At 64.5% G+C, this 12,956-nt stretch carries 10 protein-coding genes; 2 read left to right on the top strand and 8 right to left on the bottom strand.

Annotated elements, in window-relative coordinates:
• The first annotated feature begins 39 nt into the window (after positions 1-39).
• The gene (locus tag VWN43_RS02745; protein WP_320180754.1) at positions 40-2,904 is read left to right on the top strand and encodes a M16 family metallopeptidase; all 2,865 of its coding nucleotides are present in this window, start codon (positions 40-42) and stop codon (positions 2,902-2,904) included.
• Positions 2,905-2,972: 68 nt separating this feature from the next.
• The gene (locus VWN43_RS02740; RefSeq protein WP_320180755.1) at positions 2,973-3,278 is read left to right on the top strand and encodes a hypothetical protein; all 306 of its coding nucleotides are present in this window, start codon (positions 2,973-2,975) and stop codon (positions 3,276-3,278) included.
• A 73-nt stretch (positions 3,279-3,351) separates the two neighbouring features.
• Here VWN43_RS02740 and VWN43_RS02735 read toward each other — a convergent pair whose 3' ends face one another.
• From VWN43_RS02735 to rpsU, 8 genes are all read right to left on the bottom strand, one after another.
• On the bottom strand, positions 3,352-4,221 hold the full coding sequence (locus VWN43_RS02735) for a hypothetical protein (RefSeq protein ID WP_320180756.1): 870 nt from the start codon (positions 4,219-4,221) through the stop codon (positions 3,352-3,354).
• Between the two features lie 193 nt (positions 4,222-4,414).
• Positions 4,415-6,577, bottom strand: coding sequence for a S46 family peptidase (locus tag VWN43_RS02730; protein WP_320180757.1), 2,163 nt, complete (start codon positions 6,575-6,577; stop codon positions 4,415-4,417).
• Positions 6,578-6,718: 141 nt separating this feature from the next.
• The gene (gatB, locus tag VWN43_RS02725) at positions 6,719-8,218 is read right to left on the bottom strand and encodes an Asp-tRNA(Asn)/Glu-tRNA(Gln) amidotransferase subunit GatB (protein WP_320180758.1); all 1,500 of its coding nucleotides are present in this window, start codon (positions 8,216-8,218) and stop codon (positions 6,719-6,721) included.
• A gap of 96 nt (positions 8,219-8,314) precedes the next feature.
• Positions 8,315-9,796 (bottom strand): Asp-tRNA(Asn)/Glu-tRNA(Gln) amidotransferase subunit GatA, encoded by a 1,482-nt coding sequence (gene gatA / locus VWN43_RS02720; protein WP_320180759.1) that lies wholly within the window; start codon positions 9,794-9,796, stop codon positions 8,315-8,317.
• A 118-nt stretch (positions 9,797-9,914) separates the two neighbouring features.
• Positions 9,915-10,217, bottom strand: a complete 303-nt coding sequence (gene gatC, locus VWN43_RS02715) for an Asp-tRNA(Asn)/Glu-tRNA(Gln) amidotransferase subunit GatC (RefSeq protein WP_320180760.1) — start codon at positions 10,215-10,217, stop codon at positions 9,915-9,917.
• A gap of 57 nt (positions 10,218-10,274) precedes the next feature.
• Positions 10,275-11,996: a DUF4153 domain-containing protein gene (locus VWN43_RS02710; RefSeq protein ID WP_320180761.1), complete on the bottom strand. Its 1,722-nt coding sequence runs from the start codon at positions 11,994-11,996 to the stop codon at positions 10,275-10,277.
• A gap of 24 nt (positions 11,997-12,020) precedes the next feature.
• Entirely contained in the window at positions 12,021-12,581 is a 561-nt protein-coding gene (locus VWN43_RS02705) for an FKBP-type peptidyl-prolyl cis-trans isomerase (RefSeq protein WP_320180762.1), read from the bottom strand.
• A gap of 78 nt (positions 12,582-12,659) precedes the next feature.
• Positions 12,660-12,866, bottom strand: a complete 207-nt coding sequence (gene rpsU / locus VWN43_RS02700; RefSeq protein WP_007011585.1) for a 30S ribosomal protein S21 — start codon at positions 12,864-12,866, stop codon at positions 12,660-12,662.
• Positions 12,867-12,956: the final 90 nt, after the last annotated feature.

Genomic DNA, 12,956 nt, shown 5'->3' with positions numbered 1-12,956 from the left:
TCGCCCAAACCCGAATTTCGAACACACCATCGAGGTATCATGCGTATCAAGCCCCTCCTGACCGCCAGCGTGCTGGCCCTCACCCTCGGGGCCTGTGCTCCCGCCATGACCGCCAGCGCGCCGGAAACCGCGCCCGTCGTAGCAACGGCCGATGCCGCCCCGGCAGAGCTCGCCGCGCTGGTCGAGCAGGTCGACATCCCGTTCGAGAAATTCACGCTCGACAACGGGCTCGACGTGATCGTCCATACCGACCGCAAGGCCCCGATCGTCGCGGTGGCGGTGTGGTACAATGTCGGTTCGAAGGACGAGCCGAAAGGCAAGTCGGGCTTCGCGCATCTGTTCGAGCATTTGATGTTCAACGGCAGCGAGAACGCCCCGCAGGACTATTTCCAGTACCTGCAGGAAATGGGCGCGACCGATTACAACGGCACGACCAATTTCGACCGCACGAACTATTTCCAGACCGTGCCCCGCCCCGCGCTCGAACGCGCGCTGTGGCTCGAAAGCGACCGCATGGGCTATCTGCTCGGCGCGGTCACGCAGCAGAAGCTCGATAACCAGCGCGGCGTGGTGCAGAACGAAAAGCGCCAGGGCGACAACCAGCCCGGCGGGCTGGTGTTCTACGAGATCGTCAACACGCTGTTCCCCGCGCCGCATCCCTACGACCACACGCCGATCGGCTCGATGGCCGACCTCGACAGCGCGAGCATGGACGATGTGCGCGACTGGTTCCGCGACAAATATGGTCCCAACAACGCCACCGTGGTGCTGGCCGGCGACATCTCGCCCGCAGAAGCCCGCCCGCTGGTCGAGAAATACTTCGGTCCGATCGCGCGTGGCCCGGTCAACAACCCGGCCGAAGCCGCCGTCCCCGAGCTTGCCGAAGACGTCCGCACGGTGATGCGCGACCAGGTCGCTGCGGTCAGCATCGACAAATACTGGACCGCGCCGGGCATCACCGATCGCGAACTTACCGCACTGACCGTGGGCGCGCGGATCCTCGGCGGGTTGTCGTCGAGCCGCCTCGACAATGCGCTGGTGCGCGACGAGCAGCTGGCGGTGAGCGTTTCGGCCGGAAACTACGCCTGGCAGCGCGTCGGCATCCTCAACGTCGCCGCCACTGCCCGTCCCGGCGTTGACGAGGCCGAGGTCGAGCGCCGTCTCGACGCGCTGATTGCCGAATTCATCGCCGAAGGCCCGACCGAAGATGAGGTCCGCCGCGCGGCGACCAGCTCGGTCGCCAGTACGATCCGCGGGCTCGAACAGGTCGGGGGGTTCGGCGGCAAGGCCGTGACCCTGGCATCGGGCGAAGTGCTGGCGGGCGATCCGGGTTTCTATGCGCGCGAGTTCGAAATCCTCGCCACGCTGACCCCGGGGGAAGTCCAGGCGGCAATGCAGCGCTGGATGACCCGCCCCTCGATGACATTGATCCTCGAACCCGGCGAACGCGGCGACGCTTATGAAGAAGCGGCCAGTGTCGCCGAAACCGACGCGAAGGGGGAAGAGGGTGCGGCCGAAGAGCTGACCGTCACCAAGGACCGTCCCGCCCCGCCGATCGACTCGATCGCGCAGCTCGACTTCCCCGACGTGCAGCACACCGCGCTGGCGAACGGAATGACGCTGCATTACGCGCAGCGCGACGCGATCCCCGCGACCTATGTCACGCTCTCCTTCGATGCGGGCAGCAGTGCCGACCCTGCGGACAAGCGCGGGCTTGAAAGCCTCGCGCTCGGCCTGTTCGAGGAAGGCACCACCAGCATGAGCTCGCGCGAGATCGCCGAGACCAGCGAACGGCTGGGCGCAAATATCTCGCTCGGCGGCGGCGCCGACCGGTCGAGCTTCACGTTGTCCGCGCTGTCCGCCAATCTCGTGCCCTCGCTCGAACTCCTGTCCGACATCGTCCGCAACCCGGCCTTCGCGCAGTCCGAAATCGACCGCGTCCGCGCGCAGCGGATCACCAGCGTCGAACAGGAATTGCGCACCCCGGCCTCGATCGCGCAGCGCACCGCCGCCCCGCTGATCTATGGCGCGGACAGCCCCTATGCCGGACCCGAAAACGGCACGGTGGAATCGCTCTCGGCGATCACCCGCGCCGACATCACCGGCTTCAAGGACCGCTGGATCCGGCCCGACAATGGCGAAATCTTCGTCGTATCAGACCGCCCGCTGAACGAGATCGTCACCTCGCTCGAGGCCGTATTGGGCGATTGGGAAGCACCCGCGATGGCGAAGGGCGCAAAGAGCTTTGGCCCCGCCCCCGCAGCGCCTGCCGAAAGCCGCATCGTGCTGGTCAACCGGCCCAATTCGCCGCAGAGCTACATCTATGGCGGCCAGCTGACCGCAATCGATCCGCGCGGCGAGACCTATGTCGACTTCCTCAACGCCAACAACGCTCTGGGGGGCAATTTCCTCGCCCGGCTCAACATGAACCTGCGCGAGACCAAGGGCTGGAGCTACGGTGTGCGCGGCGCCCCGCTGACCAATGAGAACGCGGTCGCCTATACCGTGCGCGCGCCCGTCCAGGCCGACCGCACCGGCGATGCGCTGGCCGAGCTGATCCGCGAAACCGGCGAATTCCTCGACACGCGCGGCGTCACCGACGAGGAGCTGACCCGGATCGTCACCGCCGAAATCGGCGAACTGCCCGGCCAGTTCGAAACCTCGGGCGCGATTCTCGGTGCGATGCAGAGCAATGCGCTCTATGGACGGCCCGACGATTACTACGAGATCATCGCCGACCATTACCGCGAACAGACCACCGCCAGCCTCGATGCTGCCGCCCGCGCCGCGATCGATACCGACCGGTTCGTCTGGGTCGTGGTGGGCGATGCGGCGGTGGTCGAACCACAGCTCGAACAGCTCGGGCTCGCGGTCGAACGCATCGAAATGACGGGAACCGACTAATTGACATTCCTGTCAGCAGGCCCGATTGAAAAGGGACTTTGAACCTTCAAGCGAAGAGAGGAATACCCATGTCCGTAGCAGGTACCTATGACACCGTCGTAAAGAGCCCGATGGGCGACCAGAAGGGCACGCTGACCGTGGTGCCGGGCGACGATGGCAACAGCTTCACCGGCTCGATGGCCGGCGGCATGGGCTCGATGGACATCACCGACGGCACGATCGAAGGCGATACCCTCAAGTGGAAGATGGACATGACCGTCCCGATGCCCATGACCCTCAACTGCACCGCCACGGTGACCGGCGACCAGATGACCGGCACCGTCAATGCGGGCGCTTTCGGCGACATGCCGCTGACCGGCGAACGCCAGGGCTAAGCCTCGCAGCTACCCAACACAAAGGGCCGCCGGAGCGATCCGGCGGCCCTTTTTATTGTCGCATTGGCCGGGGTTAGTCGGTGATGGAAAAATCGAAGATCCGCGAGGTCTGGGCGCCAACGCTGGCCATGCCTGCCCCGCCACCGGTTTGCGACGAATACAGAAATCCGTACTCACCGGGCTCCAGATCGATGTTCGGTTGCACTCTAAACACGCCCGGAGCCAACCGCTCGTAATCGAAGGGGATTTGATCTTTGGTCATGACCCCGGCTTTGGCCCCGCCGATGTTAAACTTGCCCACCTTCGCTTCGCGGCGGTTCTTCTTCACGTCGAATTTGACGAGGCTGAACTCTGCGGGAGAGGTTACCGCACCGGCCATCCAGAAGTTCCCGCCACCGCGGTTGGAAAGCGAGCTGTTGGCTTCATCGAAATAGAAGTAAAAGGTCGGTCGCTGCACGGTCGCGGCGGTTCGGGCCGATCTTTGTGGGATCACAGCCTTGAAGCTCATCGAAGCGATTCCGCCGGTCAGCGCATAACCCAGAAACCCCCCGGTTTTGGTCTGGTTGGTGGTCGTCGCATCGATGTACTGCATCTTGGGATCGGGCAGCCAATCCGCCATCAGATAGACACCCGATGCATGCGGAACCATCGGATCGGGATCGTCCATCGATACGGTCGCTGAGGTCGAAACGCTCGGAGCATTCGATTTCGCGATCATTGCCGCAATGACCGAAGACGGCACTCCGGCATTCTTCAGCCCAATGAGCTGATTAGTCGTCACGTCGAAGCGGGAGGCTGTCGCATCGATCTTTGCGATGATCGCTTCTTCGCCGAGCCCGACATCTACCAATTGCACGATCGCTTCATTGTCCAGCGTCTCGGCAGACAGCGGCGCAGAAAGTGCGGCCGCAGCCAGAATGGCGACAATAGTTTTGGTTTTCATGGAGCCCCCAATTTATCAGCCCCATACTGTATTGGCAGGGACCCACGCGTCAATCTCAATACCACGGGGCAGACGCAGTTAATTTCTAGGAAGTCATCGCAATTTCTTGTGTGGCGCGTGCGCCCGATGCGAACAGGAAGGGCCGCCGGAGCGATCCGGCGGCCCTTTCTATTTGCGGCGAGGCGAACGGGTCCTAGCGGACTACGTCCATTTCCTCGATCAGGCCGTGGGCGCCATCGACCTTGTCCATCACCCACAGCATGTAGCGCGTGTCGACATGGATCGTACGCGTGGTGCGCGGGTCGAAATCCCAGTCCGAATTGACGCTTTCGAGGGTCCCGTCGAACAGCAGGCCGACCAGCTCGGCGCGCGCGTTGAGCGTGGCCGAGCCGCTGTTGCCGCCGGTGCTGTCGAGATCCGACAGGAAGTTGACCGGCACCGAACCGATGCTGTCCAGCGCATAGGGGCCGTAATCGCCCGCACGGATGCTGGCGAGCTGCCCCTCGGGCGCATTGAACGGCTCCTCGCCGGTATCTTTTTCGAGGATGCCTTCGAGCGTGGTGAACGGCAGATAGGCCATGCCGTCGCGCGGGCTGCCGCCCAGCACCTTGCCATAGGTCACGCGCAGCGTGCTGTTGGCATCGGGATAGGTCGCCGCGCCCTGGCTGCGCTGCCACTGCGTGATCGCGTCCATATAGGCCGGACGCAGCGCCAGCGCGCGGCCTTCGCGTTCCTCGCTCTCGGCCTCGAGCTTGCGCTCGTAATCGTAGAGCGCAACCGCCAGCTGCATGAAGGGGTCATCGCTCGCCTCGAGCTCGGCGGCGCTCGCTTCCATCAGCGCAAGCCGGGTCTCGCTCTCGTCCAGCGTGGTGCCCGCATAATAGCCATCCACGATCGCATCGAGCTGCTTGGCATCATCGACACCCGTCAGGCCCAGCGCCTCGTCGAACACCGCCACGCGTTCGGCTTCCGGCTGCGCAAGATAGCCCTCGAGGAAAAGCAGCCATTCGGCCTTGTCGACCGCCGAGTCATAGCGCCGGTCGAGCGCCTGCAGGCCCTGGCGAAAGAACGCCATGTCGCGCTCCTGGTAGCCGCTTTCGCGCTGCGCATCGGGCAGGTCGCGTTCCTTGGCGAGGCGATAGAGCCGCTGTGCCGCCGACAGCAGCTGCGCGCGCGTGCCATTGCCATACCAGAAATTGGTCCGCGCCGCGGTGGCGCTTTCCCCGGTCAGCGTGTCGAGCGAAGCCAGCGCCTCGCCATAAGGGCCGCGCGCGGCATCGGCGGCGATCCACGCATCGAGCGCGGCCTCGCGCTGGCGGCGGCGATCGACCAGCCCGACCCGGCGCGCGCCATCGATCTGGCCGCGCAGGTTCTTTTCGTAATTGTTGAGCCCGGCTAGCCGCGATTCGTACTTCACGCGCGCGTCGGAGCCGACCGGCGCGGCCTCCTCGATCGTGTCGATCCAGTCGTTGAGCAGCGTGACGAAGGTCGGATAGGTCCATTCGAAGGTGTTCTCGACTTCGCCCAGCCGCGCATAGCGCTGGGTGGACCCCGGATAGCCCGCGGCCATCACGAAATCGCCATCATCGAGCCCGGCTGCGCTCACCTTCAGATGGTGTTCGGGCCGGTAGGGGACATTGTCCTCGGCATATTCGGCGGAGGAGCCGTCGGGGGCGACATAGGCGCGGTAGAAGGCGAAATCGCCGGTATGGCGCGGCCACATCCAGTTATCGATATCGCCGCCATATTTCCCGACCGCGTCGGCGGGGGCATAGACCAGCCGCACATCCTCGACCTCGAGCCGCTTGATCAGCGTGTATTCCTTGCCGCCGTAGAAACCCGCGACGAGGCAGCGATAGCCCGCTTCCTGCTCGCATTCGGCGGTGATGTCCTTCACCCGTTGGTCGACCGTGTCATAGCGCTCGGTCGGCGAAAGCGTGTCGATCCCGTCGCGCACCCGCGCGGTGACATCGCTGATTTCGGTGGTGACATAGACGCGCGATCCGGGCGCGGCGGGCAGTTCATCGCCCTTCGCCTGCGCGAGGAAGCCATTCTCGAGATAGTTGTTCTCGGCGGTGGAGTTGTACTGCACCGAACCGCGCGCGCAGTGATGGTTGGTGACCACCAGCCCCTCGGGCGAAACGAAGCTCGCCGAACAGCCCTGCAACTGGACGATCGCGCCCATCGGGAAATCGGTCAGGTCGGACAGCTTCTCGGGCGAAACCTCGAGCCCCATGGCCCGCAGATCGTCGGCGATTTCGGGTAGCTGGCCGGGGGTAAACATCCCCTCCTTGGCAGCCAGCGGAGCAGATGCGACGCAGGCCATCAGCGCTGCGAACACGGCAGTGTTTCTCATCGGGATACAGTCCTCATTCCAGATGCGCGAAGACGCGCCAATGGCGCAGAGGCTAGGCCCCCGCCGAGGGCGGGGCAAGCGCGCGCTCGGCGAGCTTCATCTGGGCTCGACCGGCGCCGCCGAAACGGCCCGGTCAGGCGGTCAGCCCAGCTTGTCCTTGAGGATCTGGTTGACCACCGCCGGATTGGCCTTGCCCTGCATCGCCTTCATCGTCTGGCCGACGAAGAAGCCGAACAGCTTGTCCTTGCCGCCGCGGTACTGTTCGACCTTGTCCTCGTTATTGGCGAGGATTTCGTCGATCGCGGTCTCGATCGCGCCGGTGTCGCTGACCTGCTTGAGGCCCTTCTCATCCGCGATCTTCTCGGGCGCGCCGCCTTGCTTGAGAACGATTTCGTAGATTTCCTTGGCCTGGCCGCCCGAAATCTCGCCCTTGTCCTGCATCGCAAGGATACTGGCCTGCGCTTCGGCGGTGGCATTGGCCATATTGGCCTCGTCGCCAAGCGACTTGACCACGCCTGGGGCGACCGAGAGCGCCCAGTTGGCGACCTGCGTCGCGACCTTGGCCTCGGGCTTGCCGATCTTCTCCGCCGCCACCTTGAGCAGCGTTTCGAACCGCGCGAAGGTTTCCACCTCGGCGGTCAGCTCGCGGGCATTGTAGGGCGTCAGGCCCAGCTCGTTTTCGTAGCGGGTGCGCTTGGCGTCGGGCAGCTCGGGCAGCGACGCGCGGCATTCGTCGAGGAAACCGTCTTCGAGCTCGAGCGGGAGCAGGTCGGGATCGGGGAAGTACCGGTAATCATGCGCATCTTCCTTGCTGCGCATCGACCGGGTTTCGTTGCGGTCAGGGTCGTAAAGCCGCGTTTCCTGGACCACCGTACCGCCATCCTCGATCAAGTCGACCTGGCGGCGTGCTTCCTGCTCGATCACCGCCATGACGAAGCGGACCGAATTGACGTTCTTGGTCTCGGTACGGGTGCCGAGTTCGCTGTCACCGACCTTGCGGACCGAGACGTTGACGTCGGCGCGCATCGAACCCTGCTCCATATTGCCGTCGCACGATCCGACATAGCGCAGGATGCTGCGCAGCTTGCGGACATAGGCGCCGGCCTCTGCGGGCGAGGTCATATGCGGCATGGACACGATTTCCATCAGCGCGACACCGCAGCGGTTGAGATCGACATAGGACATGGTCGGATGCTGGTCGTGCATCAGCTTGCCCGCGTCCTGCTCGACATGGATGCGCTCGATGCCGATGACCTTGTCGTCGGGGATGCCGGCCTTCTCGTCGGCCTCGATCAGCAGCTGCCCCTCGCCCACGATGGGGTGGTAGAGCTGGCTGATCTGGTAGCCCTGCGGCAGGTCGGCGTAGAAGTAGTTCTTGCGGTCGAACCGGCTGTATTTGTTGATCTGCGCCTCGATCGCCATGCCCGTGCGCACCGCCTGGCGGATGCATTCGCGATTGGGCACGGGCAGCATGCCCGGCATCGCCGCATCGACAAGGCTGACCTGCGTGTTCGGCTCGGCCCCGAATTCCGTACTCGCGCCGCTGAACAGCTTGGCGTTGGAAGTGACCTGCGCATGGACCTCGAGGCCGATCACGACCTCCCATTCGCCCGTGGCGCCCTGGATGCGGTAAGTGCTCATATCAACTCTCACGTCATCCCAGCGAAAGCTGGGATCTTTCTCGGTCACGTCCGACCTGGCGGACAGCGATCCCAGCTTTCGCTGGGATGACGAAAATTACCACCACTTCTCCGGCTGCGCGTCGAACCCGGCGCGCTGCTGGATCGCTAGTCCCGTGTTGAGCACGCCCTGCTCGTCGAAGGGCTTGCCCACGATCTGCAGGCCGAGCGGCAGGCCGTCCGCATTGACCGTGGCGGGCACGCTCATCGCGGGCAGGCCCGCGAGCGACGCGGGGACCGCGAAGACGTCGTTGAGATACATCGTCAGCGGGTCTTCGTTGAGCGAACCGAGCGGGAAGCTGGCGGTCGGCGTAGTGGGCGCGAGGATCGCGTCGCACAGGCCAAAGGCTTTTTCGAAGTCCTGAGCCACCAGCGTGCGGATCTTCTGCGCCTGCGTGTAATAGGCATCGTAGAAGCCTGCGCTCAGCACATAGGTGCCGATCAGGATACGGCGCTTGACCTCGTCGCCGAAACCGGCGGCGCGGGTGGCGGCATACATGTCCTGCAGCCCCGCCCCGTCAGGCAGGTCGCGCAGGCCATAGCGCACGCCGTCATAGCGCGCGAGATTGCTCGAGGCTTCGGCAGGCGCGACGATGTAATAAGCGGGCAGCGCGTATTTGGTATGCGGCAGCGAGATATCGACGATCTCGGCGCCCGCGTCGCGCAGCCATTCCTTGCCCTGCTCCCAGCTCTTGAGGATTTCCTCGTCGGTGCCGTCCATCCGGTATTCCTTCGGGATACCGATCTTCTTGTCCTTGAGGTCTGCCGACAGGCCCGCTTCCCACTGCGGCACGTCCAGCTTGAGGCTGGTCGCGTCCTTGGGATCGAAGCCCGCCATGGCTTCGAGCATGATCGCGCAATCTTCGACGCTGCGTGCCATAGGGCCCGCCTGGTCGAGGCTGGAGGCGAAGGCGACCACGCCCCAGCGGCTGCAACGGCCATAGGTCGGCTTGATCCCGCAGATACCGGTGAAGGCGGCGGGCTGGCGGATCGAACCGCCGGTGTCGGTGCCGGTTGCGGCGGGCGCGATCCGCGCGGCGACCGCGCTGGACGAACCGCCCGACGAACCACCCGGGCTCATCGCGGCATTGGTGCCTTCCTTGCGCCAGGGCGAATTGACGTTGCCGAAATAGCTGGTCTCGTTCGACGAACCCATCGCGAACTGGTCGAGATTGAGCTTGCCCAGCATGCCCGCACCCGCATCCCACAGCTTCTGCGAGACGGTGCTCTCGTATTCGGGGGTGAAGCCTTCGAGGATATGGCTCGCGGCAGTGGTCTGCACACCCTTGGTGGCGAACAGATCCTTCATGCCAATCGGCACGCCGCCCATTGCGCCCAGATCCTCGCCCCTGGCGCGCTTGGCATCGGCCGCATCGGCCGCCGCCAGCGCATGGTCGGGCGTGGTCACGATGAAGGCATTGAGGTCGGCGGCGTCGGCGACGGCGGCGTTGAAAGCTTCTGCCACTTCGCGCGCGGTGAAGCTGCCGCCCGCCACGCCATCGCGGATCGCCTTGACACCGAGTTTGGTCAGTTCGGTCATGGTCTCGTCTCTTCCGTCAGCGCATGGCCTTCGACAAGCTCAGGCTGAGCGGGTTTATGGTATGAAGCGATCAGATCCGCTCGTCCTGAGCCTGTCGAAGGACACTCACGACGCAGCATTATTCGATCACCTTGGGCACGCCGAAGAAGCCGTGTTCCGCCGCCGGGGCGTTGGCGAGCACATCCTCGCGCCGCCCGCCGCCGGTCTTGGGATCGGCGTCGACCACATCTTCGCGCAGGCGCAGTGTGTTGGGAATGACCGCGGTCATCGGCTCGACGCCGCTGGTATCGACCTCGCCCAGCTGTTCGACCCAGTCGAGGATGTTGTTGAGTTCGGGGACCATCGTATCGAGCTCGTCATCGCCCATCTTGATGCGGGCGAGCGAGGCGATCTTGGCCACTTCTTCGCGTGTGACTGACATGCTCGCGCACTAGCCGCGCGGGGGCCGCGCTTCAAGCAGCGATGCTGCAGCGCAATGCTATTCGAAAGGATCGCCCGCGGGCTGGCCATCGATATAGACCCGCCGCCCGCTCCATTCGCGGATTTCGACCTCAGAATTGGCGGTTTGATCTGGCGTGGCTTCAAACGCTTCTACGGCGAGGACCGCTTCCATAGCAACAGCGCCTGTCGGGCTATCGTCGACCGCTTCGCCAAGATCGAAGCTCAATTTCCGCACATCGCCACCTTCGACCATGGCGACCTTGCGCCGCCCATCTTCGCCAGCACCAAGATCCAGTGCAACACAAGGCTTGTCGCAATACGAGCCATTCCCGCGAACGGAGCCGCGCACATGATCGCGCAACGCCTCATCTTCGAATTCGAATCGGATATTTGCGAGGCGCTCATCGCGGTTCGTGTCGCGATAGCCGCGATATGGTCGCGAATCCTGCGTTTGCGTCTCGCGGGCGATTTTCGCGATTTCGGGATCATTGCTGTCGGTCAGTCGCGCCAGCGCCTCCCTTCCAGCATCGCCGAAATCCCAGCGCAGCGCGTCGAAATCGAATTCGTCCACCGCGACCTCGCCCGCATCGAGCCGCGCGATCTGGTTGCGCGCGGAGATCGCGCCGAAATCGAACAATGGCAGTGCGAGAATGAAGGCGAGCACGCAGGTCGCCACCGCGAGATGCATGTTGGCGCGGCGTACGCGCTCCATCCACCCTGCAATGCGCCCGCGGATCGGTGCGGCGAAATAGGCGACGCCGTAGGCCACCGCGACCGCGACCGCGACGATGCCCCACAGCCGTTCGGGGCTGAGCCCGTATTCGGCAATCCGCGTGCCGGCCGAGACTGCCGCCAGCAGCGCCAGCGGGAGGATCGCTAGCGCCAGCACCAGCGAAGCCCAACGCAGCGCGCGGTTACCGCTGACCTCGTCATCGGCGTTGCGAATCACCGCATTGACGAGGACGAAGGCCGCCACCGCCACCGACAGCAGCAGCGGCGTGGGGCTTTCGGTAGCGTTCCACAGCGCCGCTATGCCGCTCGCCAGCACGGCCAGCAGGAAGATCGCCAGCGCGGCCGCCAGCGGCACCGCGATGATCGAGAACACCAGCATCACCACTGATTGCAGCGTGCCGATGATCTTCAACTGGTTGCGCAGCACGCCCAAGGCGGCGCCAAATGCCGCACCCGAGAAGGTCCAGCCGAACCATGGTTCGTCGACCACGTTCTCGACGATATCGATATCGATGGCCGAGAATAGCGCCGCCAGCAGCACCACCAGCAGCCAGGAAACACCGGTGAAGACAAGCGCCCCGGCACCGCTGATCGCATCGGTCCAGACATGGAAGTGCGTCTGGTCATAGGCCGTCCGCCAGCGCAGCCGGTGGAAACCCGCCTGGAACAGCGGCATGGCCAGCGTGATCGCGACCAGCCCCGCGGCAAGCCAGAAAGATTCGTCGGCATGGCGGTCACCCGCGACCGTGACGCGCCAGGCAATCCCCGCCATGACCAGCGCGACCAGTCCGGCAAAGACCAGCGGCTCCTTCCAGCGGAGGCGATCGACGGTGAAGGCAAGCGCCAGCGGACCAAAGGCAAATGCGGCGACCAGCGCGGCGCGCCACGGCGGCATGTTGTCCGCATTCCAGTCGGAGAACAGATGGACACAGAGCCCGGCGATGCCGAGCAGTGCCGCAAGAAGCCACGGGCGCAGCGGCCAGTCGGCATGGGTGGCGGGCGCGTGGGCCTGGGTCATCTCACTCATGCGCCCCTCCCCTTTGTGGCCGGATTACTGGCCCGGTGGCGGTCCCGCCTGGCCTTCGGCGCCCTGTTCGCCCATCATCTGCTGCAGCGCAGCGGCACGGGCCTGGAAATCGTCGCGGCTCATGAAATCGACCACTTCGACCTCGAACACCAGGTCGGCATTGGCCGGGATCGGCGAGCCCGGGGGCGGTTCGGCGCCATAGGCCTGTTCGGCGGGAATCGTCAGCACGTAGCTGCCACCCTTCTGCATCTGCTGCAGCCCCTCGATAAAGCCGTCGATGATCGCGCCTTCTTCGAGCAGCAGCGGATTGCCTTCGGGGAACAGGCCCGGCGGTACCGGCAGCGGCTGCGAGCGGTCGAATTCGGTCCCGTCGGCGAGCTTGCCGACATAATTGACGAACACAACGTCGCCGACCTGGGGCGAATCGCCTGCACCCGCGGTCACCGTCTCGACTTCGAGCCCCTTGGGCATGGCGGCCCAGGCCAGACCGGCGCCGATCAGGACGGCGAGGATCACCCCGAGCCACAGCTTGGTCAGCGAGCCCTTGGCGACGGGCTGGAGGGGAACGCGGGTAATCTCGGTCATGGGTAATTCTTCCGGATACGCAAAGGGCGCGGATTGCTCCGCGCCCTCATGGCTTAGCTTCGATATCGCATCAACGGCTTATTTGACGCCGTCGCGCTCCATCCGCTTACGCTCGAGCTTGCGCGCGCGGCGCACGGCAGCGGCCTTTTCGCGGGCGCGCTTCTCGCTCGGCTTCTCGTAGTGGCGGCGCAGCTTCATTTCGCGATACACACCTTCACGCTGCAGCTTCTTCTTGAGCGCGCGGAGGGCCTGGTCGACATTGTTATCGCGAACCATGATCTGCATAAACTTCAATACCTCGACTTTGCGGGCCAGAGCCCGCGCAAAAGCGGGGTATGCCTCCTTGAATAGGGTTTCGCTTGTTCAACGAAAAGC

Source organism: Qipengyuania sp. HL-TH1, from assembly GCF_036365825.1.
GTDB lineage: Bacteria > Pseudomonadota > Alphaproteobacteria > Sphingomonadales > Sphingomonadaceae > Qipengyuania > Qipengyuania profunda.
The sequence above is the reverse complement of the archived record's forward strand: the minus strand, read 5'-3'. Positions and strand labels throughout refer to the sequence as shown.

Excerpts from the sequence above, each read along its gene's own strand:
- VWN43_RS02745 (WP_320180754.1), top strand. The coding sequence starts at position 40 with ATGCGTATCAAGCCCCTCCTGACCGCCAGCGTGCTGGCCCTCACCCTC.
- VWN43_RS02710 (WP_320180761.1), bottom strand. The coding sequence starts at position 11,996 with ATGAGTGAGATGACCCAGGCCCACGCGCCCGCCACCCATGCCGACTGG.
- VWN43_RS02730 (WP_320180757.1), bottom strand. The coding sequence starts at position 6,577 with ATGAGAAACACTGCCGTGTTCGCAGCGCTGATGGCCTGCGTCGCATCT.
- gatA (WP_320180759.1), bottom strand. The coding sequence starts at position 9,796 with ATGACCGAACTGACCAAACTCGGTGTCAAGGCGATCCGCGATGGCGTG.
- VWN43_RS02705 (WP_320180762.1), bottom strand. The coding sequence starts at position 12,581 with ATGACCGAGATTACCCGCGTTCCCCTCCAGCCCGTCGCCAAGGGCTCG.
- rpsU (WP_007011585.1), bottom strand. The coding sequence starts at position 12,866 with ATGCAGATCATGGTTCGCGATAACAATGTCGACCAGGCCCTCCGCGCG.
- VWN43_RS02735 (WP_320180756.1), bottom strand. The coding sequence starts at position 4,221 with ATGAAAACCAAAACTATTGTCGCCATTCTGGCTGCGGCCGCACTTTCT.
- VWN43_RS02740 (WP_320180755.1), top strand. The coding sequence starts at position 2,973 with ATGTCCGTAGCAGGTACCTATGACACCGTCGTAAAGAGCCCGATGGGC.
- gatB (WP_320180758.1), bottom strand. The coding sequence starts at position 8,218 with ATGAGCACTTACCGCATCCAGGGCGCCACGGGCGAATGGGAGGTCGTG.
- gatC (WP_320180760.1), bottom strand. The coding sequence starts at position 10,217 with ATGTCAGTCACACGCGAAGAAGTGGCCAAGATCGCCTCGCTCGCCCGC.